The organism is Streptomyces sp. NBC_00388, from assembly GCF_036061255.1.
GTDB lineage: Bacteria > Actinomycetota > Actinomycetes > Streptomycetales > Streptomycetaceae > Streptomyces.
In genome coordinates, this window is record NZ_CP107948.1 from 5,487,870 (window position 1) to 5,512,371 (window position 24,502).

General features: G+C 70.6%; 20 protein-coding genes. 13 read left to right on the top strand and 7 right to left on the bottom strand.

The window, feature by feature from the left end; genetic code table 11:
- Window positions 1-17: 17 nt before the first annotated feature.
- The 4 genes from OG917_RS24630 to OG917_RS24645 all read left to right on the top strand — a co-directional run bounded on the left by OG917_RS24630 (window position 18) and on the right by OG917_RS24645 (window position 6,308).
- Window positions 18-635 carry a hypothetical protein gene (locus OG917_RS24630; RefSeq protein ID WP_328319784.1) on the top strand — a complete coding sequence of 206 codons (618 nt, stop codon included), beginning with the start codon at window positions 18-20 and terminating at the stop codon, window positions 633-635.
- Between the two features lie 193 nt (window positions 636-828).
- Window positions 829-1,002 (top strand): hypothetical protein, encoded by a 174-nt coding sequence (locus tag OG917_RS24635; protein WP_328319785.1) that lies wholly within the window; start codon window positions 829-831, stop codon window positions 1,000-1,002.
- Between the two features lie 176 nt (window positions 1,003-1,178).
- Window positions 1,179-4,256 (top strand): helix-turn-helix transcriptional regulator, encoded by a 3,078-nt coding sequence (locus tag OG917_RS24640; RefSeq protein ID WP_328319786.1) that lies wholly within the window; start codon window positions 1,179-1,181, stop codon window positions 4,254-4,256.
- Window positions 4,257-5,066: 810 nt separating this feature from the next.
- Window positions 5,067-6,308: a DUF2254 family protein gene (locus OG917_RS24645; protein WP_328319787.1), complete on the top strand. Its 1,242-nt coding sequence runs from the start codon at window positions 5,067-5,069 to the stop codon at window positions 6,306-6,308.
- A 36-nt stretch (window positions 6,309-6,344) separates the two neighbouring features.
- Here the strand turns inward: OG917_RS24645 and OG917_RS24650 are convergent, their stop codons facing one another.
- The 3 genes from OG917_RS24650 to OG917_RS24660 all read right to left on the bottom strand — a co-directional run bounded on the left by OG917_RS24650 (window position 6,345) and on the right by OG917_RS24660 (window position 8,883).
- Window positions 6,345-6,536 carry a DUF6191 domain-containing protein gene (locus tag OG917_RS24650; RefSeq protein ID WP_328319788.1) on the bottom strand — a complete coding sequence of 64 codons (192 nt, stop codon included), beginning with the start codon at window positions 6,534-6,536 and terminating at the stop codon, window positions 6,345-6,347.
- Between the two features lie 67 nt (window positions 6,537-6,603).
- Complete coding sequence (locus OG917_RS24655) at window positions 6,604-7,734, bottom strand: PQQ-dependent sugar dehydrogenase (protein ID WP_328322158.1); 1,131 nt, start codon at window positions 7,732-7,734, stop codon at window positions 6,604-6,606.
- Window positions 7,735-7,890: 156 nt separating this feature from the next.
- A complete protein-coding gene (locus OG917_RS24660; RefSeq protein ID WP_328319789.1) occupies window positions 7,891-8,883 on the bottom strand; it encodes an aldo/keto reductase in 993 nt (330 codons plus the stop codon).
- Window positions 8,884-8,930: 47 nt separating this feature from the next.
- Between OG917_RS24660 and OG917_RS24665 the strand changes: the two genes are divergently transcribed.
- The 7 genes from OG917_RS24665 (at window position 8,931) to OG917_RS24695 (ending at window position 19,276) form a co-directional block, all read left to right on the top strand.
- Window positions 8,931-9,869 carry a 2-hydroxyacid dehydrogenase gene (locus tag OG917_RS24665; protein WP_328319790.1) on the top strand — a complete coding sequence of 313 codons (939 nt, stop codon included), beginning with the start codon at window positions 8,931-8,933 and terminating at the stop codon, window positions 9,867-9,869.
- 298 nt (window positions 9,870-10,167) lie between these two features.
- Window positions 10,168-13,020 carry a putative bifunctional diguanylate cyclase/phosphodiesterase gene (locus tag OG917_RS24670; protein ID WP_328319791.1) on the top strand — a complete coding sequence of 951 codons (2,853 nt, stop codon included), beginning with the start codon at window positions 10,168-10,170 and terminating at the stop codon, window positions 13,018-13,020.
- Between the two features lie 215 nt (window positions 13,021-13,235).
- A complete protein-coding gene (locus tag OG917_RS24675; protein ID WP_328319792.1) occupies window positions 13,236-15,122 on the top strand; it encodes an acetolactate synthase large subunit in 1,887 nt (628 codons plus the stop codon).
- 20 nt (window positions 15,123-15,142) lie between these two features.
- Window positions 15,143-15,670 carry an acetolactate synthase small subunit gene (gene ilvN, locus OG917_RS24680; RefSeq protein WP_328319793.1) on the top strand — a complete coding sequence of 176 codons (528 nt, stop codon included), beginning with the start codon at window positions 15,143-15,145 and terminating at the stop codon, window positions 15,668-15,670.
- 130 nt (window positions 15,671-15,800) lie between these two features.
- Complete coding sequence (ilvC, locus tag OG917_RS24685; RefSeq protein ID WP_328319794.1) at window positions 15,801-16,802, top strand: ketol-acid reductoisomerase; 1,002 nt, start codon at window positions 15,801-15,803, stop codon at window positions 16,800-16,802.
- Between the two features lie 222 nt (window positions 16,803-17,024).
- Complete coding sequence (serA, locus tag OG917_RS24690) at window positions 17,025-18,617, top strand: phosphoglycerate dehydrogenase (protein ID WP_328319795.1); 1,593 nt, start codon at window positions 17,025-17,027, stop codon at window positions 18,615-18,617.
- Between the two features lie 77 nt (window positions 18,618-18,694).
- Entirely contained in the window at window positions 18,695-19,276 is a 582-nt protein-coding gene (locus OG917_RS24695) for a TetR/AcrR family transcriptional regulator (protein ID WP_328319796.1), read from the top strand.
- Between the two features lie 52 nt (window positions 19,277-19,328).
- Here OG917_RS24695 and OG917_RS24700 read toward each other — a convergent pair whose 3' ends face one another.
- The 3 genes from OG917_RS24700 to OG917_RS24710 form a co-directional block, all read right to left on the bottom strand.
- Window positions 19,329-19,829: a nucleoside deaminase gene (locus OG917_RS24700; protein WP_328319797.1), complete on the bottom strand. Its 501-nt coding sequence runs from the start codon at window positions 19,827-19,829 to the stop codon at window positions 19,329-19,331.
- Window positions 19,830-19,892: 63 nt separating this feature from the next.
- Entirely contained in the window at window positions 19,893-20,363 is a 471-nt protein-coding gene (gene cynS, locus OG917_RS24705; protein WP_328319798.1) for a cyanase, read from the bottom strand.
- Between the two features lie 92 nt (window positions 20,364-20,455).
- Window positions 20,456-21,064: a carbonic anhydrase gene (locus OG917_RS24710; RefSeq protein ID WP_328319799.1), complete on the bottom strand. Its 609-nt coding sequence runs from the start codon at window positions 21,062-21,064 to the stop codon at window positions 20,456-20,458.
- Window positions 21,065-21,186: 122 nt separating this feature from the next.
- Here OG917_RS24710 and cynR point away from each other — a divergent pair, with 122 nt between their 5' ends.
- Window positions 21,187-22,092: a transcriptional regulator CynR gene (cynR, locus tag OG917_RS24715; protein WP_328319800.1), complete on the top strand. Its 906-nt coding sequence runs from the start codon at window positions 21,187-21,189 to the stop codon at window positions 22,090-22,092.
- Window positions 22,093-22,176: 84 nt separating this feature from the next.
- On the opposite strand, the gene OG917_RS24720 is transcribed toward cynR, so the two are convergent.
- Entirely contained in the window at window positions 22,177-23,370 is a 1,194-nt protein-coding gene (locus OG917_RS24720; RefSeq protein WP_328319801.1) for a PucR family transcriptional regulator, read from the bottom strand.
- A gap of 179 nt (window positions 23,371-23,549) precedes the next feature.
- Here OG917_RS24720 and OG917_RS24725 point away from each other — a divergent pair, with 179 nt between their 5' ends.
- Window positions 23,550-24,476: a proline dehydrogenase family protein gene (locus OG917_RS24725; RefSeq protein ID WP_328319802.1), complete on the top strand. Its 927-nt coding sequence runs from the start codon at window positions 23,550-23,552 to the stop codon at window positions 24,474-24,476.
- Window positions 24,477-24,502 lie beyond the last annotated feature (26 nt).

Sequence of the window (24,502 nt, forward strand, 5' to 3'; positions counted from 1 at the left end):
CGCCTAGCGTGCGCCGTATGAACGCCACCACCAAGACCGACACGACCGACGACTCCGCCTCCAAGGTGCAGGACGCCGAGACCGATGAGGCCGCGGCGGGGGCGACCGCTGAGGACACCGACGTCGACACGGACGACGTCGCGGCGGAAGCAGCAGCCGAGGAAGAAGCCCAGGAGGCCGAACGGGCTGCGGACCGGGCCGCCGGAGCCCGCTCCGGGATCGGCGCGGGCGCGGCCGCCGTCGTCGCCGCCGCACTGGGCTTCGTCGGGCTCTCCGGCAGCTGGATGGGCAAGGTGCTCTCCGAGCGCGAGACCCTGACCGGCCAGCTGAAGCTCTCCCAGGGCGCCAGCGCGTCGCAGCAGATCCATGAGGTCTACGCCGACTCCTGGCACACCACCGCGCTCGTCAACGGCGTCTTCGCGCTGCTGGCACTCGTGGTGGGCGCCCTCGTGCTGGCCCGCCCGTTCTTCAGTTCGCCCGTCAGGCCGCAGGCCGTGTGGGTGCGCGCCGTCGCCTGGGGCGCTGTCGGCGTCGCCGTCATCGGCCTGATCGTCGCCATCGGCATGTACTTCGACCTGTTCGCCGCCCTGCCGAGCGCTCCGGCCCCCGCCACCACCCCCGCTCCGGCCCAGTAGGACCGGCAGACAGACACCCATAGGGCATCCCCGAGGGGGGCCTTGGGCCGTACGTAAGCACTCACGTACAGCGCCTAAGGCCCCCTCAGCCATGAGGATGCGGCACTCGCCCGATGTGGCGGACCCCCCTGGGCGACGAGAGTCGGGGCATCGAAGGAAGCCGCGACCGGCTTCCGCCACAGGGGAGAAGACCATGATCCAGCAGGAGCTCCAGAAGGCCCACGCCGCCGAACTCGTCCGCCGTGCCGAGGCGGACCGTCTTGCCGGACAGGCGCTGAAGGCCCGCAGGGCTGCCCGCCGTTCCGGCCGGCACGATACGCAGGGGACGGTGAGAGCGCTGCGCGACCGGTTCGTCCACGCGGCCTGATGACCGGCGCACGGCTGTGCATGGACCCCGCTGCGGGCGGGCCGCCGGCCGGAGGGGCTGCGCCGGCCGGCGGGCCCCCGGCGAGCGGGACGGCGGGAAGCGGGCCCGCGCCGGGAAGCGGGACGGCAGGTGGCGGCATCCGTCCGTCGGGTGCCGCACTGTCGGACCGCTGTGCGATGCTCGGCGCTGTGGAGTTCACCTCAGTCAGCCCGGTATTCGTCGGTCGTGCCGATGAGTTGGCCGCCCTCGGCGAAGCGCTCACCCGCGCCACAGGGGGCGAACCGCAGGCGCTCCTCATCGGCGGGGAGGCCGGTGTCGGCAAGACCCGCCTCGTCGAGGAGTTCATCCAAGAAGCGTGCGGCGCCGGGGCCGTCGTCTCGGTCGGCGGCTGTGTCGAGATCGGCGCGGACGGTCTTCCGTACGCCCCGTTCTCCACCGCGCTGCGCGAGCTGCGCCGTCACCTTCCCGGCGAGATGGCTGCGGCGGTCGAGGGCCAGGAGGGCGAACTGGCCCGGCTGCTGCCCGAACTGGGCGACACCAGCCTTCACGCGCACCACGAGGACGGCACCGCCCGGCTCTTCGAGCTGACCTCCCGCCTTCTTGAGCGGATCGCCGCGGACCGTACGGTGGTGCTGGTCCTGGAGGACCTGCACTGGGCCGACGCGTCGACGCGCCATCTGCTCGCCTACCTCTTCCGGACCCTGGGCAGGGGACGCCTCGTGGTCGTCGCCACCTACCGGGCCGACGACATCCACCGCCGCCACCCGCTCCGCCCGCTCCTGGCCGAACTGGACCGGCTGCGCACGGTCCGCCGGATCGAGCTGGCCCGCTTCACCCGGTCCGAGGTACGCCTCCAGCTGGCCGGCATCCTCGCCGCCGAACCGGAACCCTCGCTGGCCGACGAGATATTCGCCCGCTCCGACGGGAACGCCTTCTTCGTCGAGGAACTGGCCGTCTGCAGAGGCACCCGTTCGGCCTCCGGGATCAGCGACTCACTGCGCGACCTCCTGCTGGTCCGGGTAGAAGCGCTGCCGGAGCACGCCCAGCGGGTGGTCCGGTTCGCCGCCGAGGGCGGCTCGACCGTCGAGTACCCGCTGCTGGCCGCCGTGGCCCGGTTGTCCGAGGACGACCTGATCGAGGCGTTGCGGGCCGCGGTCGGGGCCAACATCCTGATCGCCGCGCCGGACGGCGGCGGCTACCGCTTCCGGCACTCCCTGGTGCGCGAGGCCGTCAGCGACGATCTGCTGCCCGGGGAGCGCTCACGTATCAACCGCCGCTGTGCGGAGGCCCTGGAGGCCGACCCCTCGCTCGTACGGGCCGACGCGCGCGCCACCCGGCTCGCCGGCTACTGGTACTACGCCCACGATGCGGCGAAGGCATTGCCGGCGGTGCTGCTGGCCTCCGCGGAGGCCCGCCGGCGCCACGCCTACTCCGAGCAACTGCGCCTCCTGGAGCGTGCGCTGGAGGTCTGGGACAGCGCGCCCGCCGATGTACGGGACGGGCTGCGTCCCATGGATTCCGCCGACGCCTACCCGGCCTGCGGACTCGAAACGGGGGCCACCGCACCGTCCGCGGTGCGCTACCTCGACCTCCTCGCGGAAGCAGTCGTCGCCGCGCGCTGCTGCGGTGAGCGCGACCGGGCCCTGAAGATCGCCAAGAAGGCCCTGCGCATCATCGACGGCGACGGGGACGACGCCCTGCGCGCCGCCTGGTTCTGGACCGAGCGGGCCAAGCTGGAGCAGAGCCTGGCCCGGGGCAACGGCTGGCAGGAGATCGCCAACGCCCAGGCGCTGGTACGCGGGCTGCCGCCGTCGGCCGTCCACGCCCAGGTCCTGGCCACCGCGGCGGGCTGGGCCATGCTCCACGAACCGGGCCCCGACAGCCTGTCCGCCGCCGAATGCGCCGTCGACTACGCCCGGCTGGTCGGCGCGGAGGAGATCGAGCTGGGCGCCCGCCTCACCCTCGGAGGCCTCCTGATCGACTCGGGCGACATCGGCACCGGGCTGGCCACCATGGAAGCCGCCCTCAAGCGGACGAAGGAGCTCGGCCTGGTCGCCGAGGCCTGCCGTGCGCACACCAACCTGACGTCCCAGCTGGAGGCCATCGGCCGCTCCGCCGAAGCCGTCGACGTGGCGACCGCCGGTTCCGCCCTGGCGGGCACATACGGCCTGCAGGACCAGGAGGCCTGGGTCCGGGCCAACATGACCGACTCGCTGTTCGCCCTGGGCCGGTGGGACGAAGCGGCGGTCTGCGCACAGTGGGTGCTCCGGTCCGCCCAGAGTGCCAAACCCCGGGGCAACGTCTGCCTGCGCCTGGCGGACGTGGCGCTGCTCCGCGGGGAGCACGACGAGGCGGCGGAGCAGCTTGCCTCCGCCCACGCCCACTTCGGCACCCATGACCCGATGCCACAGCACTCCATACCCCTGGCCCGCCTCGGCCTGGTGATCCTCGCCGCCCAGGGACGGCTCAACGAGGCCCGTGAGCTGCTGGCCGGGGCGGTGGCGGCCGGCTTTCCTCCCGGGACCCAGCGCTACGGCTGGCCCCTGCTCCTCGCCGCCGCCACGGCCGAGGCCGACACCCGCGGGCTGCCGGCGGCCGGGCCGGGGCGCCTGGAGGCCCTGGCCCTCATCCGCTCGACGGCGAAGACACTCGCCACCCCCGTACCGCTCTGGAGCGCCTACGCCCTGCTCGTCAGCGCCGAACTGGCCCGCGCCGACGGCCTCGACCGGCCCGAGGACTGGAGCGCGGCCACCGCAGCCCTGGAACCCCTGGAACGCCCCTACGAGCTGGCGCAGGCGCGGCAGCACTGGGCCGGTGCCCTGCTGGCGCACGGCTCCGGCCGGGAACGCGCGGAGACGCTCCTTCGCGGCAGCCACGCCACTGCCGAGCGGCTGGGGGCCCGCCCGCTGGCCGGGGAGATCAGACTGCTCGCCCAGCGCGCCCGGCTCTCTCTCACGGAGGCCTCGGACTCCACTGCATCCTCACCAGGAGAGACCCCTAGCGCCTTCGACGACTTCGGCCTCACCAGCCGTGAGCAGGACGTCCTGCGACTGGTCGCTGCGGGGCGCACCAACCGCCAGATCGCCGAGACGCTGTTCATCGCACCCAAGACGGCGAGTGTGCACGTCTCCAACATCCTGGCCAAGCTGGGTGTCACCGGGAGGGGTGAGGCGGCCGCACTGGCGCACCGGCTGCACCTCTTCCCTGACGCTGCGGAAGACCGCCCCGAGACCGCCGCTCATGGAGCGGTCTGATCCATCCGGCGCCCGGACAGCCCGGCCCGGCCCGGCCGGTCGTCCGCGGGCGGGCAGGCAGCGTCGGCCGGCCACGGGAACCATCCGGCCTTCGGCCCCGGAACTCGGTTCTTCCCTGGGCGCCGCCCTGATCGGCTCCATCCCCGGCAGCTTCCGGCATCACTCGGGCCGCAGCCTTCCGCAGCTCTGCGCCCATATACGTGCGCCGGCGAAGCGTCTCAGGGGAACCGTTGATCCGCGGCCGGCCGGTCCGAGGCCGAATGTCCTCTCCGCCTCGTGGGAGACCCTGTGATCGGCGCGTATGCGCCTGGGAGGCAAGCTGCGTCCGCAGGGGTGACTCTCGAAGCCTGTTGCCTGTTGGCCTTACGCCTCTGCCTGCACGCCTGCACGCCTGCACGCCTGCACGCCGTGCTGGGCGCGAGACGGTCGCGCGGACAGGGGCGTGGGAGGTGACGTCCTGATCTGGCGGAAGGCGCCGTTCCGGGGCAGGCTGTGATGACTGAGCAACCGGCAGGCGCGGATCGCGTGGCCGCGGATCGCGTCGCGGAGCAGGGTGCCCGGCAGTCGTGTGAGCATGCGGCTTTCGACGGTCCCGATGGTGAGCGAGGGTGGCTTCCGGGGCCAGGTGGCCGCGGCGCAGGACAAGTGCGAACGCGTCGTGTGGCGCGTGGTGAGGCCTTCTTCGTCCCCCGATGCGAGGCGGTGACCGCCGATGGCAGCCAATGGCTCCGACAACTGCGAAGGGGAGCCGGACCGTTCCTCGGGTCAGCCAGGCCGACGAGACCGGTGGCCAGGGGACGGACCCGTCTGATGGCGGTGGCCGGCCGTCGCGGCCCCCTGCGCCGCAGACGACGTCTGCGGGTCGGGCTGGTCCAGTTGCTGTTCACGCTGGCGGGGCTGGGGCTGGGGCTGCTCGTGCCGAGGATCTCAGGCGGTCTCGATATTCCAGCCCGCCCGGTGGTCGACATGCTGCTGGCTCTCGGCGTGGGCGTGCTCGGCACGGTGGCGGTCATCTTCTCGCTGCTGCTCCTAGTGGTGCAGTGGGCGCACACCAGCTTCACGCCGCGCCTGACGCTGTTCCGCGAGGCGCCGATCGTGTGGCGGACCTTCGCCTTCGCCATCGGGCTCACGGTCTACTGCGTCACGGCGGCCCTGGCCATCGGCAGCCGGTCACGTGTATCGGTCGCCCTGCCGATTCTCACCGCGGTCCTGCTTCTGTCGATGCTGGCGCTGCTGCGCGTCCTGCAGTTGCGGGCTCTCGTCTCCATCGAGCTCGCGCCCGTCCTGCGCGTGATCACTGAACGCGGCGGCGCGGCCCTCGACGCGCTCTACCCGCCGGACGGCGCCGCGGCGGGACCTGCGCCCGCCGCGGGGCCGGTCAACGCCCCAGTGGTCCACACGGTCACCTGGCCGAACGCCCCGGCCGTGCTGCAGCAGATCGACGTGGAACGGCTGGTGAAGGCCGCCCATGCCGCTGATGCAGTCGTCGTGCTGAGCAGCCCGCCCGGGTCCGTCCTGCGCCACGGGGCGGCGCTCGCCGAACTGCACGGCGCCGTGTTGCCGGACGCTGTGGTGCTGGGCGCGCTCGTGACGGGCGTCGCGCCGACATTCGACCAGGACGCGGCGCTCGCGATCCGGCTGCTGGCTGACATCGCACTCCGGGCCCTCTCCCCGGCTGTCAACGATCCGGCCACCGCCGTGCAGGCCCTGGGCTGCCTGGAGGACCTGCTCGGCGGTCCCGCAGCGCAGCGCGCTCACCGGGCGGGCCCCTTGCGGGTCGCGGATCCGGACGGTCAGGTGCGGGTGGTGGTCCGGCGCCCGGCGTGGGAAGACCTCGTTCGCACCGGTCTGGACGACGTCATCGCGGCCGGGGTGAACTCGCCGATGGTCCTGGCCCGGATCCGAGTCCTGCTGCAGCGGCTGGCCTCGGCGGTCCCGCCAGCGGGCCAGGCTCTGCTGGAACGACGGCTGGTGTGGGTGGAGGCCGAATTCTCCGGGCGGTTTCCGGCGCTGTGGCAGGAAGCCGTGGCAGATCCTGGCAGCGGTGTCTGATCTGACCAGTACCTCTCAGGGCTTCCGCGCCTGCCGCTAAGACGTGGAAGATGGCCCTGGCTGTGGCCTGTCCTGCGGCCGGATGGTCACCGTGCCCGATTCCAGGTCTATCGGGCCGTGCCCGGGGTCGCCGTCGTTGAGATCGACGCGGGACAGCTCCAGCCGCTTGTTCTCGTCCTCGGTGTGCTTGCGCCCGGGTGCGAAGAGCTGCTCTATCAGGTTGAACATTCAGACCCCCTGTGATGAGCCCCGGCCGGACCCACGTGCGGTGAGCCCCTCTCAGCGTAACCCCCGGCTACTTCACCTCCAGCTGAAGGATCCGGTCGTCCCCGGCCTTGGGCTTACCCCGCGAATCGGTGTTGCTGGTGACGAGCCACAATCTGTCGCCGCCCGCGGAGACCACTGTGCGCAGCCGCCCGTACTTGCCCTGGAGGAAGGCCTGGGGCCGCGCCGACGGCTTGCCGCCGTCGAGCGGGATCCGCCACAGCCGCTCACCTCGCAGCGAAGCCATCCAGACGGACCCCTCGGCGTAGGCGATACCGCTCGGTGAGGAATCGGCGGTCTTCCACTGCTCCACCGGGTCGGTGAAGCCTGCTCTTCCGGCCTTGCCCTCTGCTTCGGGCCAGCCGTAGTTCTTCCCGGGGCGGATCAGATTCAGCTCGTCCCACGTGTCCTGGCCGAATTCGTCGGCCCACAGCCGCCCCGCCGCGTCCCACGCGAGCCCCTGCACATTGCGGTGACCGTACGAGTAGACGACGGAATCGGCCCAGGGATCGCCGTGCGCCGGCTGTCCGTCCGGGGTCATCCGGAGGATCTTGCCTCCCAGCGACTTCTTGTCCTGGGCCAGGCCCTGGTCGCCGGTCTCCCCGGTCCCGGCGTAGAGCATCTTGTCGGGGCCGAACGCGATCCGGCCGCCGTTGTGCAGAGTCCCTTTCGGAATGCCTTTGAAGACCGTGTCGGGCGCTCCCAGCTGCTGCCCGCCGGGCTGCTTCTCGTCGTAGAACATGCGCGCGATGCGGTTGTCCGATGTGGTGCTGAAGTACGCGTAGACCAGATGGTCCGAGGCGTAGGACGGGGAGAGAGCTATCCCCAGCAGCCCGCCCTCACCCGCAGGCGTGACCCCTGCGACCTTTCCGAGCACGCTCTTCCTGCCGGTCTCGGCGTCGACCCTGGTGATCGTTCCCTTGTCGCGCGACGAGACCAGCAGGTCTCCTTCCGGGAGCACCGCCACCCCCCACGGCGAATCGAGCCCCGTAGTGAGGGTCGATACCACCTTCAGGGTCCCTTTCGCCGGTGGAACGGCCCGGGACGCGGAGGGCGACGCGGAGGTGGCGGCACGCGCTCCGGGGACACGGCCCGGACCCGCGACCCCCTCGCCGCCGGACGAGCACCCGACGGCCGAGAACAGCAAGGCCGATACCAACATGGTTGTCACAGCTGGACGTTGCACGGTTCTGATCCCTTCGACGACGGCACAGCTACTGTTCATACACCGCTGATCCGCCGGGGGTTCCCCTTCCCGCCCCGTACGCCACGGAGGCGCCCGCCCGTGAGGGTGCCGGAGTGCGCTGGGCCCGGGGGGTCAGTCCCAGGAGCCCCGCGCGGGCGGCAGTTCCCCGATCTCCTGAAGATCCTCCGCCGTCGGCACCAGTTCCGCGGCACGGGCGTTCTCCACGGCCCATCGCTCCTGTTTGGCCCCTGGCACCGGCACCACATGGGCCCCCTGGCTCAGCACCCAGGCCAGGGCCACCTGGGCAGGCGTCGCCCCGTGCCGCTCCGCGACCCGCCGCAGCCCCGCCACCACCGGCTGGTTCGCCGCCATCATCTCGGCGGTGAACCGCGGATGCCTGGCCCGCACGTCGTCAGGCTCGAATCCCTGGCCCGGCGTGAGCGTCCCCGTGAGGAAGCCGTTTCCCAGCGGCATCGCGGCGAGGAATCCGACCCCGCGGGCCTTGCACCACGGTAGCAGGGTGTCCAGGGCGTCCCGGGACCAGACCGAGAGCTCGGCCTGGACGGCGCTCACGGGGAAGACCTGCTGCACCCGGTCCAGCTGCCCGACCGTCGCGTCATGCAAGCGTGCGCCGGAGCGCCGGGAGGCGCGTGCTCCCACGGCGCAGAATCCCAGCGCCCGCACCTTTCCCGCGGCGACCAGCTCGGCCATCGCTCCCCAGGTCTCCTCGACCGGCACCTCGGGGTCGGCCCTGTGCAGCTGGTAGAGATCGATCACGTCGGTCTGCAGCCGCCGCAGCGAGGCATCGCAGGCCCGGCGTATGTAACCGGGTCTGCCGTTGGCGACGATGTGCTGTTCGCCCGCCAGGAGACCGCACTTGGTCGAGAGGAAGACATCGGCCCGGCGGTCTCTGAGGGCCCGTCCCAGGAGCAGCTCATTGGTGAAGGGCCCGTACATGTCGGCCGTGTCGAGCAGGGTCGAGCCGGCATCGAGCGCGGCGTGCACCGTGCGCAGCGATCGGTCGCCGCGCTGCTGAGAGCCGGTGTAAGCCCAGCTCATCGGCATGCAGCCCAGCCCGATCGCGCCCACTTCGAGCGCTGCCGCCCCGATTGTCCTGCGCTCCACCTGGCCGCATCCTCCCTCTTCGCGTGCCCCAAACTAACCTCCGGGTCATGACTGCTGATGTGTGGCTCCCCTTCCCGCCCGACGAGATCGAAGGGCTTCCGGACGGCCTCTGCTACCGCTTCTGGGACGGCGGTGCGGAGTATCCCGCGGACCCCGCCGACTGCGCCTTCTACGTGGTCCCCTACATGCTCGGCACGGAGACCGCCCTGCGCCCTCTCGGCGCGATGACGAATGTCCGCTTCGTGCAGACCCTCTCGGCCGGGGTCGACAACGTACGCACGGGACTCGACCGGCTCCCCGCCGGCGTCCGGCTCTGCAACGCCCGCGGGGTGCATGAGGCATCGACCGCCGAACTCGCCCTCACGCTGATCCTTTCCTCGCTGCGGGGCATCCCTGACTTCGTGCGCGGCCAGCAACAGGAGGAGTGGCGGTCCGGCTTCCGTCCGGCTCTTGCGGACAAATCTGTACTGATCGTCGGATACGGGTCGATCGGCTCCGCCATCGAGGACCGGCTCGCTCCCTTCGAGTGCGCGCGGGTGGCGCGCGTCGCGCGCTCCTCACGCACTACGGAGCGCGGGCGAGTGCACGCATTCATCGATCTGCCCGAACTGCTCCCGGAAGCGGACGTCGTCGTCCTGTCCACGCCGCTCACCGAGGAGACCAGAGGGCTGGTGGACGCGGAGTTCCTGGCGCGGATGAAGGACGCTGCGCTGCTGGTGAACGTCGCACGGGGGGCCGTTGTCGACACTGATGCCCTCGTCGCCGAGCTGCAGAAGGAGCGGCTGCGCGCGGCGCTCGATGTCACAGATCCCGAACCGCTTCCCGCGGGGCACCCCTTGTGGCATGCGCCGGGCTGTCTCATCAGCCCACACGCGGGCGGCCCCACGTCGGCGTTCCTGCCGCGCGCCAAGCGGCTGCTGGCTTCCCAGCTGACCCGGTTCGCCGCGGGTGAGGAACCAGGCAACGTGGTACTGACGACTGAATAGGTGTGCGCCGCAGGCGTGCGGACGCGGCGGGTGTCCCAACTCCCCTCCCCGTAACGGAGAGTAGAGAAGGTATGTCCCTGAGTGACGGTACTGGTGTATCGTCCGGTTGGGGGCTCCGCCGTGCGAGGTCACGGCTGCGGGGGAGCGTACAGATTCCAAGGGGGCGACGGGCGATGCACGGCCAATGGACGAACCAGCTGACCCGGCGGGGCCATCGACGGCGTTCCCGGCGGACCTCGATGTGCAGATCCGGTGTGCGCCGGGTCGTGCCGCGGCCGGCGGCCCCGGGGGAGGAGCGGTGAGCGTGCCGGGAGCGCTGCTCGCCCGGCAGCCGGTCTCCGGCAGCCCCGTGGGTCTGCTCTCCCAGCTCCTCCTCGCCGTGGTGTGCGGAGGATATGCGGTCGGCTCCGCGTTCGACTGGGGCTCGAAGCAAGTGGCGCTCGTAATGGGCGACTTCGGCCTCAGTTTCGCCGCAGCGCTGGCCGCGGTCTCCTGCTTCTTCTACGCGCGTACGCGGGAGATCAGGTTTCGGCCCGCCTGGCTGCTCTTCTCGGCGTCCTCCGCGATGGCCTCCTGCGGAAACGCGGTATGGGGCTGGTACGAGGTCGTCCTGCGGGTCCCGGTGCCCAGCCCTTCGCTCGCCGACCTCTTCTTCCTCTGCTTCGCGCCCCCGGCCATCGTGGGCCTGCTGGTCCTCGCCAAGCGTCCGGTCACCCGGGCCGGCTGGGTCTGCCTGGGGCTGGACGCCTGGCTCATCGGCGGCTCGCTGCTGACGCTCTCCTGGAGCCTCGCGCTCGCGCACACCACGCAGCTGGAAGGCACCCACGAGAGCGTTGCCCACGCGGCGCTCTCGCTCGCCTATCCGCTGCTCGACATCGTCCTGGTGTCCATGGTGCTCGCCCTGCACTTCCGCAGGTCCAACGCCAACCGCTCCGCGATCAACACGGCCATCGCCGGGCTCGCCCTGACCGTCCTGTCGGATGCCCTCTTCACCTCGCCGCTGCTCCGCGCGAGCTACCACTCGGGACAGCTGCTGGACGCCGGCTGGTTCGCGGGGTCGCTGCTCCTCGCGTACGCCCCCTGGGCCGCGCGGCTGGGGGCCACCGGATTCACCGGCGTCGACCCGGTGCCCGAACCGCGGGGAGTCCGCCATCCCGGCCGCCCCAGCCGTCCCATCGCGGGCTCGCTGGCCGCGCTCACGCCGTACCTCGCCGCTGCCGTCTGCACGCTCGGCATCCTCGACAACGTCATCGACGGCCGCCGGGTGGACCGGGTGGTCGTCTTCACCGGCTGCACGGTGGTGCTCGCCCTTGTCGTGCGGCAGGGCATCATGCTCGTGGACAACATCGCCCTCACCCATGAACTGGCCCAGAAGGAGAACCACTTCCGCTCCCTGGTGCAGGGATCCAGCGATGTCATCATGATCGCCGCACCCACCGGAATCCTCCGGTACGTCAGTCCCGCCGCCACCGGTGTCTACGGGCGGGACGCCGATGACCTGATCGGCTCGGAGCTGGCCTCCCTCATCCACTCCGAGGACCTGGGGCGTGTGGTCCACGAGGTACGGCGGTTTCTGGCCGCCTCACCCGTCTCCGAGCCCACCACCCGGATCGAATGCCGCTTCCGGTCGGGCACGGGCGACTGGCTCAACGTCGAGTCCACGGTCAACCGCCACCAGGGCGGCCTGATCCTGAACAGCCGGGACGTGACCGAGCGGGTCCGGCTCCAGGCACAGCTGCAGCACAACGCCGAGCACGATCCGCTCACCGACCTGCCCAACCGTGCCCTCTTCACGGACCGGGTCCGCAAGGCGCTGGTCGGGCGCAGAGCCACGGACCAGGGCACGGCGGTGCTCTTCATCGACCTGGACGGATTCAAGGCCGTCAACGACACCATCGGCCACCAGGCAGGTGACGAGCTGCTGATCCAGGCGGCCCGCCGCCTCCAGGAGTCGGTCCGGGCCGCCGACACCGCGGCCCGGCTCGGGGGCGACGAGTTCGCGGCCCTGATCATCGGTAACGGCAGCCATGATCAGCCTGCTCGCGAGTGCCAGGTCCACGAGATCGCCGACCGGCTGCGGCTGCGGCTCTCCGAGCCGTACCGGATCGAAGGGAGCGAGGTGCGCGTCGCGGCCTCCATCGGTGTCGCGTTCGCCGAGGCGGGCGTCACCCCGACGGATCTGATGCGCAACGCCGACCTCGCCATGTACCGGGCGAAGGCCGGCGGGAAGAACCGTGTGGAGCTGTACGCACCGCAGATGCAGGCCGAGGTGGTCCGCCGGTCCGAGCTGACCGCCCGGCTCCGCACCGCGCTGGACGACGGCGAGTTCGCCCTGCTGCACCAGCCGGTCGTGAACCTCGCGACCGGCCGGATCGCCGCCGTTGCCGCCCAGGCCCGCTGGCGGTCCACCCAGGGCATTCTCTTCACCCCCGCGGAGTTCCTCCAGGTCCAGGAGACCGGGGACATGGCCGAGGGCGCCCGCACCGGTGAGCTCGGCCGCTGGCTGCTCGAAGAGGCCGTCGAACAAGCCGCCGACCGGGGCGGGGCCGGACATCAGGTGCCGGTGGCCGTGCGCCTCTCCGCCCGCAGGCTGCTCGACAGGTCCATGCCTCTCGGGTCCATCGAGGCGCTCCTCACCCGGCACGGCCTGCCCTCAGGGGCCCTGGTCATCGAGATCGCCGACAGCGACCCGCGCATCGCCTTCGAGGAGCTGGAGCGCCGCCTCACGGCCTTGCGCAGGCTCGGTGTACGGATCGCCCTCGACGGCTTCGGCCGTGGCTACGCGGCGATAAACGCACTGCGCCGGCTCCCCGTCGACGTACTCAAACTCGACCGCGGGCTGGTGGAGGGCGTGGTCGAGTCGGCGCGGCTGCACAAGATCACCAGTGGGCTGCTGCGCATCGCGTGCGATCTGGGGATGCAGTCGGTCGCGGACGGTGTCGACTTACCCGAACAGGTGACAGCGCTGCGCGCGATGGGGTGTACCCACGGGCAGGGAATGGCCTTCTCGGGACCGCTGGACGAGTACCGCCTCCGCCGCTCCCTGAGCCGATCGCGCTTCCCCCTGCCGGGCGCGGCGGCCAGGCCGGTACTGCTCGGGACGCGCTCCTTCGCCGGCTCAAATAATGAGACGCCCGTCCCACCCACTTGACAGTCACAGGGGGCCGGGAGGAGGGTCAATGCCATGACCACCCGAATTCTCGTACTTGGAAAGCGCGTCGGCTGAAGCAGAGCTCCTCACCAGCTCCGCTCAACGCCCCGACGCGCTCCCCTCGCCTGCCTCACGGCACGGGGGGTTTTTTGTTGCACCAGCACCACCGGAACACCGCGAAAATCCACGCAAAAACCCTCAGCTTCGAGAAGAGAATGCCGATGACCGAGCAGGCCACCGGGGCCCACCACCCGCAGCCGCGGGCCCGTAACGGCGGATCGTCGTCCGTCAACGTCGAGCACGTCACGGGCGCGCAGTCCCTCATCCGTTCTCTTGAGGAAGTCGGGGCCGACACGGTATTCGGCATCCCCGGCGGTGCGATCCTCCCGGCGTACGACCCGATGATGGACTCCACCCGGGTGCGCCACATCCTGGTCCGGCACGAGCAGGGCGCGGGTCACGCGGCCACCGGTTACGCGCAGGCCACCGGCAAGGTCGGTGTCTGCATGGCCACGTCGGGGCCGGGCGCCACCAACCTGGTCACGCCGATCGCCGACGCGCACATGGACTCGGTCCCGCTCGTCGCGATCACCGGTCAGGTGGCTTCCGCCTCCATCGGTACGGACGCCTTCCAGGAGGCGGACATCTGCGGCATCACGATGCCGATCACCAAGCACAACTGGCTGGTCACCGACGCGGCCGACATCCCCAGGGTGATCGCGGAGGCGTTCCACGTCGCCTCGACGGGCCGGCCGGGCCCGGTGCTGGTGGACATCGCCAAGGACGCGCTGCAGGCGCAGACCACGTTCTCCTGGCCGCCGCAGCAGGAGCTGCCCGGCTACCGGCCGGTCACGAAGCCGCACGCGAAGCAGATCCGTGAGGCCGCCCGGCTCATCGCGCAGTCCAAGCGCCCGGTGCTGTACGTCGGCGGCGGTGTCATCAAGGCCCATGCCACCGCGGAGCTCAAGGTGCTGGCCGAGCTGACCGGTGCGCCGGTCACCACCACGCTGATGGCGCTCGGCGCGTTCCCCGACAGCCACCCGCAGCACGTGGGCATGCCCGGGATGCACGGCGCGGTGACCGCGGTGACCGCGCTGCAGAAGTCCGACCTGCTGATCGCGCTCGGCACCCGCTTCGACGACCGGGTCACCGGCAAGCTGGACAGCTTCGCGCCGGACGCCAAGGTCATCCACGCGGACGTCGACCCCGCCGAGATCGGCAAGAACCGCCTGGTGGACGTCCCGATCGTCGGGGACGCCAGGGAGGTCATCGCCGATCTGGTCCAGGCCGTCCAGGCCGAGCACACCGAGGGCACCATGGGTGCCGCGGCCCAGAAGCGGTACGCGGACTGGTGGACGGACCTCAACCGCTGGCGCGACACCTACCCGCTGGGCTACGACCTGCCGGCGGACGGCAGCCTCTCGCCGCAGCAGGTCATCGAGCGCATCGGCCGCGCCGCCGACGCGGACACGATCTTCGCGGCGGGCGTCGGGCAGCACCAGATGTGGGCCTCGCACTTCATCCAGTACGAGCAGCCCGCGACCTGGCTGAACTCAGGCGGCGCAGGCACGATGGGCTACGCGGTCCCGGCCGCGATGGGCGCCAAGGCCGGCATGCCCGAGCGCATGGTCTGGGCGATCGACGGTGACGGCTGCTTCCAGATGACCAATCAGGAACTGACCACCTGCGCGCTCAACAACATCCCGATCAAGGTCGCGATCATCAACAACGGTGCGCTCGGGATGGTCCGCCAGTGGCAGACCCTCTTCTACAACCAGCGCTACTCCAACACGGTGCTGCACTCCGGCCCCGGCGCGGACGGCATCGCCGCGGACGGCAAGGCCAGCGGCGGAACCCGGATCCCGGACTTCGTGAAGCTGTCCGAGGCCATGGGCTGTGTCGCACTGCGCTGTGAGCGTCCGGAGGACCTGGACAAGGTCATCGCCGAGGCGAACGCGATCAACGACCGCCCCGTCGTGGTCGACTTCATCGTCCACGAGGACGCGATGGTCTGGCCCATGGTGGCCGCCGGTACCTCCAACGACGAGGTCATGGCCGCCCGCGGCGTCCGCCCCGACTTCGGCGACAGCGAAGAGAACTGAGACAGAGAGAGACCGACGACATGTCCACCAAGCACACGCTCTCCGTCCTGGTCGAGAACACGCCGGGCATCCTCGCCCGGATCGCTGCCCTGTTCTCCCGCCGCGGCTTCAACATCGACTCGCTCGCCGTGGGCGTCACCGAACACCCCGACATCTCCCGCATCACCATTGTGGTGAGTGTCGACGACCTGCCGCTGGAGCAGGTGACGAAGCAGCTCAACAAGCTGGTCAACGTCCTGAAGATCGTCGAACTCGAGCCCGGCGCTGCGATCCAGCGCGAGCTCGTCCTGGTGAAGGTCCGCGCCGACAACGAGACCCGGTCCCAGATCGTCGAGATCGTCCAGTTGTTCCGCGCCAAGACCGTGGACGTTTCGCCGGAGGCCGTGACCATCGAGGCCACCGGCGGCACCGACAAACTGGACGCGATGCTCAAGATGCTGGAGCAGTACGGCATCAAGGAGCTCGTCCAGTCCGGGTCGATCGCCATAGGCCGCGGCGCGCGCTCCATCACGGATCGCAGCCTGCGGGCGCTCGACCGCAGCGCCTGAGCCGGCCGGCTCCACGCGGTCCGCCGGACCGCGCGGAGCCCTCCCGCTCGTATGGCGAGACCCGGAAACCTTCCCCCTCCCGCCCCCCGTACGGTGGGCCGTAACACCTGCACACCAAGGAGATATCCCAGTGGCCGAGCTTTTCTACGACGACGATGCCGACCTGTCGATCATCCAGGGCCGCAAGGTCGCAGTCATCGGATACGGCAGCCAGGGCCACGCCCACGCGCTGTCGCTGCGTGACTCGGGTGTCGACGTCCGTGTCGGTCTGCACGAGGGCTCCAAGTCCAAGGCCAAGGCCGAGGAGCAGGGCCTGCGCGTGGTGACCCCCGCCGAGGCGTCCGCCGAGGCCGACGTCATCATGATCCTCGTCCCGGACCCGATCCAGGCCCAGGTCTACGAGGAGTCCATCAAGGGCAACCTGAAGGACGGCGACGCGCTGTTCTTCGGCCACGGTCTGAACATCCGCTTCGACTTCATCAAGCCGCCGGCCAATGTCGACGTCTGCATGGTCGCCCCCAAGGGCCCGGGTCACCTGGTCCGCCGTCAGTACGAGGAGGGCCGCGGCGTTCCGTGCATCGTGGCCGTCGAGCAGGACGCCTCGGGCAAGGGCCTGGCGCTGGCGCTCTCGTACGCGAAGGGCATCGGCGGCACCCGCGCCGGCGTCATCAAGACGACCTTCACCGAGGAGACCGAGACCGACCTCTTCGGCGAGCAGGCCGTGCTCTGCGGTGGCACCGCCGCGCTGGTCAAGGCCGGCTTCGAGACGCTGACCGAGGCCGGTTACCAGCCGGAGATCGCGTACTTCGAGTGCCTCCACGAGCTGAAGCTCATCGTCGACCTCATGTACGAGGGCGGCCTGGAGAAGATGCGCTGGTCGATCTCCGAGACCGCCGAGTGGGGCGACTACGTCAGTGGCCCGCGCATCATCACGGACCAGACCAAGGCCGAGATGAAGAAGATCCTCGGTGAGATCCAGGACGGTACGTTCGCCAAGAACTGGATGGACGAGTACCACGGCGGCCTGAAGAAGTACAACGAGTACAAGACGGCCGACGAGAACCACCTGCTGGAGACCACGGGCAAGGAGCTCCGCAAGCTCATGAGCTGGGTCGACAACGACGAGGCGTAAGACGCCAGGACAGGGGGCCTCCCGGGCGGGACGGCCCCCTGTCCACCGCGGCCAACCACGTACGGGTGATCCTTCCGTACTGTCGGAATAAGTAAGCCGCAACGCCACTACACTGCTCAGAACATACGCGTCAGGCCCACAGCGTCGTGCGTCTTCCACGCGCCCAGCCCCTCCGCCTGCGGCCGTCGGGACGGCCGTCCGCAACGGACTTGTGAGGACTACGTGAGCTCGAAACCTGTCGTACTCATCGCTGAAGAGCTGTCGCCCGCCACGGTGGACGCGCTGGGCCCGGACTTCGAGGTCCGGCACTGCAACGGTGCCGACCGTGCGGAGCTGCTGCCCGCCATCGCCGACGTGGACGCGATCCTGGTGCGCTCCGCGACCAAGGTCGACGCCGAGGCCGTCGCCGCAGCCAAGAAGCTGAAGATCGTCGCCCGGGCCGGTGTCGGTCTGGACAATGTCGACGTCGCCGCAGCCACCAAGGCCGGCGTCATGGTCGTGAACGCACCGACCTCCAACATCGTCACCGCCGCAGAACTCGCCTGCGGTCTGCTGGTCGCCACCGCGCGCAACATCCCGCAGGCCAACAGCGCGCTCAAGAACGGCGAGTGGAAGCGCTCGAAGTACACCGGTGTCGAGCTGAGCGAGAAGACCCTCGGTGTCGTCGGCCTCGGCCGGATCGGTGTCCTGGTCGCGCAGCGCATGTCGGCCTTCGGCATGAAGATCGTCGCTTACGACCCCTACGTGCAGCCCGCGCGCGCCGCCCAGATGGGCGTCAAGCTGCTCTCTCTCGACGAGCTGCTGGAGGTCGCGGACTTCATCACCGTCCACCTCCCCAAGACCCCCGAGACGATCGGCCTGATCGGCGACGACGCCCTGCACAAGGTGCAGCCGCACGTGCGGATCGTCAACGCCGCGCGTGGCGGGATCGTGGACGAGGAGGCGCTCGCCTCCGCCCTCAAGGAGGGCCGCGTCGCCGGTGCCGGTCTCGATGTGTACGCGAAGGAGCCCTGCACGGACTCCCCGCTCTTCCAGTTCGACCAGGTGGTCTGCACCCCGCACCTCGGTGCCTCCACGGACGAGGCGCAGGAGAAGGCCGGTGTCGCCGTCGCCAAGTCCGTCCGCCTCGCGCTCGCGGGTGAGCTCGTCCCCGACGCGGTCAACGTCCAGGGCGGTGTGATCGCCGAGGACGTACGCCCGGGGCTGCCGCTCGCGGAGAAGCTCGGCCGGATCTTCACCGCGCTGGCGGGCGAGGTCGCGGCCAGGCTCGACGTCGAGGTGTACGGCGAGATCACCCAGCACGACGTCAAGGTGCTCGAACTCTCCGCGCTCAAGGGCGTGTTCGAGGACGTGGTGGACGAGACCGTGAGCTACGTCAACGCCCCGCTCTTCGCGCAGGAGCGCGGTGTCGAGGTCCGTCTGACGACCAGCTCCGAGTCGCCCGACCACCGCAACGTCGTCACCGTCCGGGGAACCCTCGCGGACGGCGAGGAGGTCTCGGTCTCCGGCACGCTGGCCGGTCCTAAGAACCTCCAGAAGATCGTCTCGGTCGGCGAGTACGACGTGGACGTGGCGCTCTCCGACCACATGGTCGTACTGCGCTACGCGGACCGTCCGGGTGTGGTCGGCGCCGTCGGCAAGATCCTCGGCGAGGCCGGGCTGAACATCGCGGGCATGCAGGTCTCGCGGGCGGCCGTGGGCGGCGAGGCGCTGGTCGTCCTGACCGTCGACGACACCGTGCCGCCGGCCGTGCTGGCCGAGATCTCCGACGAGATCGGTGCCGCTTCGGCCCGTTCGGTCGACCTGACCGACTGATCTCCGCACGTCCGGGCGTACCCGGCACATAGACGACCGTCTTACACGGGCGTATGTGTGCCGGGTACGCTGCTGTCATGGGACATCGTGAGGATCTGCTCGAAGGCGCCAAGCGCTGCCTGCTGGAGAAGGGGTACGCGCGGACGACTGCCCGCGACATCGTCGCCGCCTCCGGTACGAACCTGGCCTCCATCGGCTACCACTACGGTTCCAAGGAGGCCCTGCTCAACCTGGCCTTCCTCAAGGTGACCGAGGAGTGGGGCGACACGGTCGGTGAGGATTCCGGGGTGGACCCCGCCGCCATCGCCGATCCGTACGAGCGCTTCGAGACGGTGTGGGAACAGGTCATCGGTTCCTATGAGGCCAGCAGGGCCCTGTGGAAGCTCCAGCTCGAAGTGGTCTCACGCCTCGATGACGAGCCCGAGCTGCGCAAGGCGATCGCCGGTCCGCAGCAGGAGGGCCGCGCCGGACTCGCCGAGAACTTCCAGGGCATCGATGAGAAGACCGACCCGGAGAAGTCCCGGACGGCCGGGCTCGTCTACCAGGCGCTGCTTGCCGGGGTGATGATCCAGTGGCTGGTGGATCCGGAGACAGCGCCCTCCGCCCGGGATCTGACGGAGGGGCTCCGGGCCATGCTCGGGGACGACCGCTCCGCCTGACGACCACTCCGCCTGACGGCGGGCAGGCCGGCCGCCACCGGGGCACCTCGCGTCAGCCGGCGGTGGGTGCCCCGGCCACGCGGCGCTCGCCCCCGTTCAGCTCCTGCCAGAAGCGGTAGACGTCGACGGCGCCGTCATGCGTCTCGTGGCGCATGGGCAGCCTGCGCTCGGTGTAGTCCTTGGCGAACTCCCCGTAGAAGGTGTCGAGTTCGAAGTACTTGCGGTCATCCACATAGTGCGGCTCGTACGCGTCGCGGGTCGTGAGGAAGACGACCTCGTCGGGGGAGCAGTAGTACAGCGCCCCGAGACACATCGGGCAGGGGTGGGCCAGGACGTAGATGGTGCTGCCCGCGAGGTGCTCGGTGCCGAGCCTGACGCACGCCTCACGGATGGCGAGTACCTCCGCGTGCGCCGTCGGGTCGTTGGTCTGGGCGACCTTGTTCGCGCTCTCGGCCAGGATCTCGCCGTCCCTGACGATGACGGTCGCGAAGGGGCGGCCGCCTTCTGCGACGTTCTGCCGGGCGAGGTCGATGGTGCGCTGGGCGAAGTCCATGGTGGGTCCTCCAGTGGTGGGTGAGGGCGGTGGTGGGTGAGTGCGGTGGTGGGCGTCGGAGGGTCAGAAGGGCTTGGTGGGGAGGTACTTGCCGTCCAGAGTGATGACGGCGCGCTCGCCGCCCTCCGGATCGGCGACCTTCCGCACGTCGAGCCTGAAGTTGATCGCGCTGATGATGCCGTCCCCGAATTGCTCATGGACCAGTGCTTTGAGCGTGGTGCCGTAGACCTGGAGCATCTCGTGGAAGCGGTAGATCGTCGGGTCGGTCGGGATGCCGCCGGGGATCGAGCCGCGGGTGGGGATGGTCTGGAGCAGCATCGCCGCGTCGTCGTCCAGGCCGAGCAGTTCCGCGACCGCCTTCGCGGCCTCCTCCGGGAGGGCGTGCTGGCCGAGGACGGCGGCGGTGGTGAACGCGGGCGACAGCCCGGCGGCGTCGGCGATCTGCTGCCAGGTCAGGTCCTTACGGGTCTTGGCCTCCACCGCGGCGGTGGCCAGGGTCTGGCGGGCGGTGGGATCCAGCTGTGCGTGCACCATGGAAAAGGGTTCCTCTCTGTCTGCCGCGCCCCGCGAGGGCGGGGGCGGCTGGTTTCGGGTGGTACGGGTACCGGGCGGGTAGCCCGGGCGGGTCAGGCTGCCAGGGCGGTGCCGCGGCCGGTCACGGGATCGAGCTCTTCGACCGTGCCCGTGGCGATGTCGTAGAGCCAGCCGTGCAGGGCAACCGTGTTCGCCGCGAGTGCGCGGGCCACCGCGGGGTGGGTGGCCAGGCAGGCCAACTGCGCGAGCACGTTCGAACGGATCAGCGCGTCCACCGGGTCCGCTCCCGCGGGCGCCGAGGCGGCGGCGCGGACCCGGGAGGTGTCCGCCTGCCGCAGCCACCCCGCGACCGCGGGGGTGGCGGTCAGGTCGTGGCCCTCGGCCAGGGCGGTCATCGCGCCGCAGGCGGAGTGCCCGCAGACCACGATCCCCGACACGCCGAGCACCGAGACGGCGTACTCGATGCTCGCCGCGATCCCGTCGTCGGCCGTGGGGGCGGGGACGAGGTTGCCGGCGGTGCGGATGACGAACAGCTCACCCGGTTCGCTGGCACAGATCAGCTCCGGCACGACACGGGCGTCCGAGCAGCCGATGAAGAGCGTCGCCGGCCGGTGGTGGCCGGCGAGCCGGGCGAAGAGCTCCGCCCTGGGGGGAAAGATGTCCCGCTTGAAGCGCCGGACCCCTTCGGCGAGGTCGTGCATGATCGCTCCCTTCGGTGGATACCGCCCAGTGGGCTGACTCGATCCACCCTGCACGAGCTGCACCTATAGCGTCCAAGACGCAGTGGGCATAAAATCTATTGGTGGCATCTATAGTCGGGGTCATGGCTCTGGAACTGCGACATCTGCGCTATCTGCTCGCCGTGGCCGAGCACGGCAGCTTCACCCGCGCCGCGGAGGGCCTGCGGGTCTCCCAACCCACCCTGTCCCAGCAGATCAGGCAGCTGGAGCGCACCGTGGGGGTGCAGCTGCTGGACCGTACCGGCCGCTCCGTACGTCTCACCGACGCGGGCGAGGCCTACGGGCACTACGCCCGCCGCGCGCTGCGTGACCTGGCCGCGGCCGAACGTGCCGTCGCCGATGTCCAGGACCTCTCGCGGGGCAGTCTCCGGCTGGCGGTGACCCCGACCTTCACCGCCTACCTGATCGGGCCCCTGGTGGCCGGACTGCACACCCGCCATCCCGGCATCACCCTGGACGTACGGGAGATGACCCAGGATCACATCGAATCGGCGCTGCTCGCCGACGACCTCGATCTCGGGATCGCCTTCCACGGCACCCATCTGCCGGGCATCGCCACCACGGCGCTGTTCACCGAGACCCTCAGCCTCGTCACCGGGGCTCAGGAGTCCGACACCGGTGACGGCCGGGCGCTGCCCGTCAGCGCCCTCGCCCGGCGCCATCTCGCCCTGCTCAGCGACGACTTCGCCACCCGGGGCCATATCGACGCCTACTTCGCGAAGGAGCGGGTCAGCCCGCGCATCATGGTGGAGGCCAATTCCATCCAGGCGCTCACCGAGATCGTCCGGCGCACCTCGCTGGCCACGGTCCTGCCCGATGCCATCACCCATGACCACCCGCACCTCCGGCCCGTCCCCCTCGACCCGCCGCTGCCGCAGCGCACCGTCACCCTCCTCCAGCGCGAGAGCGCCTTCCGGAGCGCCGCGTCCCGCGCCTTCACCGAGGTCGTCGGACAGCTCCTCCAGGACCGCGGCTACACACCTGCCTGACCGGCCCGGTGGCTGCCGCTCACCCGCGGCGGAGCCGACCGACTCGCGGAGCCGCGTCGGCCGGGCCCCCTACAGCCGGGCCCCCTACAGCCGGGCCCCTTTCAGCGCCATGTGCAGCAGGAGCCGGTCCTCGCCCTCGTCCAGATCGAGGCCCGTCAGCTGTTCGATGCGGGAGAGGCGGTAGTAGAGCGTCTGCCGGTGGATGCCGAGCACCGACGCGGTACGCCCCGCCTGGCCCGCGCAGTCGAGAAACACCTCGGCGGTGTGGGCCAGCTCGGTGTGGGCGGGGGTCATGAGATCCCGTACGACCGTGTCGTGCGCGAGCCCCCGGGGGAGCGCGGTCAGCAGTCGGTACGGGCCGATCGAGGCCCACTCGGCGACCGGGCCGAACCGGGGCTCCGCGGCCGCCGCGCGGGCCGCGGCCGCGGACTCCTGCCAGGACGCGGACAACTCGTTCAGGCCGTGCCTGGCCGGTGCCACGCCCGCTGTGGCACCCGTTCCCGCCAGCTCCGTGAGGAGGGTGCCGGCGCTCAGCGCCGGGTCGAGGGTGCCCGCACTGCGCACCCTGATCAGCGCGGCCAGGGCGTACGGAGTGTTCCCGGTGGCCTCGGTGGCCCCGTCCCCGCCCGGGCGGCCGGGATGCGCCTGCGGTCCGGCCACCGGCAGGGTGCACAGCGCCGCGGCGGCCGGGACGGGCCTGGCCGGAGAATCCTCGTCCGGCCAGGGCGCCACACAGACCATGGCGTGCAGCCCGTCCGCGCCCGGGCCGAGCGCGCTGCGCAGCGCGGCGACCGCCATGTCGCGCGGCCAGCCCCGTTCGGAGGTGAGCACCGCGCGGAATTCACGGGAGAGCCCGGCCCCCGCCTGCGCCTCGTCGAACAGCAGATCGCCGATGCGCGCGGTCACCTCCATCGCCGCGGCCAGGCTGCCGTCAGTGGGGCCGGGGTCGGTGTCCAGGAGCCAGACGTATCCGTAGACGGTGCCCCGGTGGCGTACCGGCAGACAGATCCGGCCCCGCAGGACGCCGGCCTCGGGCGCGGCAGGGATGCGGACCGGGCCGGTGGCTCGGGTGATGCCGAAGTCCTCGAACCAGGACCTGACGGCCGGGGTGGACCGCCGGGTGAGGATCGAGCGGGTACGGACCGGGTCCATCTCGCTGTCGTCCTCGCTGTTGTGCGCCCCGAAAGCGATCAGCCCGAAATCCCGGTTCTCCAGGGTCGCGGGGGCACCGAGCAGCGCGGAGATCTCGTCGGCCAGTTCCTGGTAGTCACCCTTCACCCTGGCATTCTCCCACCCTTCAGACATATGTCTGAGATCCAGTCCACGGATGCGTGACAGCTGTCGATGGCAGAACACCGGGACGGTCCTTAGATTTCGAAGTGGTTCTCCGTGCTGTACCGGCCGATCCGGTCGTGCCGCGACGGTCCTCGTTTCGTTCTTTCGGTTGGAGGTGCCCCGTGCTGGCTCCCGTGATCCTCGCTGCGGCGCGCAGTGACAAGATGCGCCGGTTTATTTCGGCCGCCCCGGGCACCAAGCAGGTCGTCGACCGCTTCATCGCCGGTGAGACGGTCGAGCAGGTCGTCCCGATCATCGAGGACGCCGCCGACAAGGGCCTTGAGGTCACCCTCGACGTGGTCGGTGAGGACATCACCACGCCCGCGCAGGCCGTCGCCGCCCGCGACGCGTACCTGGAGCTGGTCGGCCGCCTCAAGGACCTCGGTCTGGGCGAGCGGGCCGAGATGTCGGTCAAGCTCTCGATGTTCGGCCAGAGTCTGGAGGGCGGCCACGATCTGGCGCTCGCCAATGTCCGCCGGGTCGTCGAGGCCGCCGCCGCCATCGGCACCACGGTGACGCTGGACGCCGAGGACCACACCACGCTCGACTCGATGTTCGCGATCCACGAGGAGCTGCGGAAGGACTTCCCGCAGACCGGCTGTGTCATCCAGGCCTACCTCTTCCGCACCGAGGACGACGCCCGGCGCCTCGCGGCGGCCGGCAGCCGGGTCCGCATCGTGAAGGGCGCCTACAAGGAGCCCGCCTCCGTCGCTTACCAGGTCAAGGCCGAGATCGACAAGGCGTACGTCCGCATCCTGAAGATCCTGATGGACGGCACCGGCTACCCGATGATCGGGTCCCACGACCCGCGTCTGATCGCCATCGGCCAGGAGCTGGCACGCAAGGCCGGGCGCAAACTGGATGAGTACGAGTTTCAGATGCTGTACGGCATCCGCAGCGACGAGCACATCCGGCTCGCGGCCGAGGGCCACCGGATGCGCGTCTACACGGCGTACGGCACCGACTGGTACGGATACTTCATGCGCCGCCTCGCGGAGAAGCCGGCCAACCTGCTGTTCTTCGGCCGCTCCGTGCTCACCAAGGGCTGACCTGCCCGGCTGACCACCCCACCTCA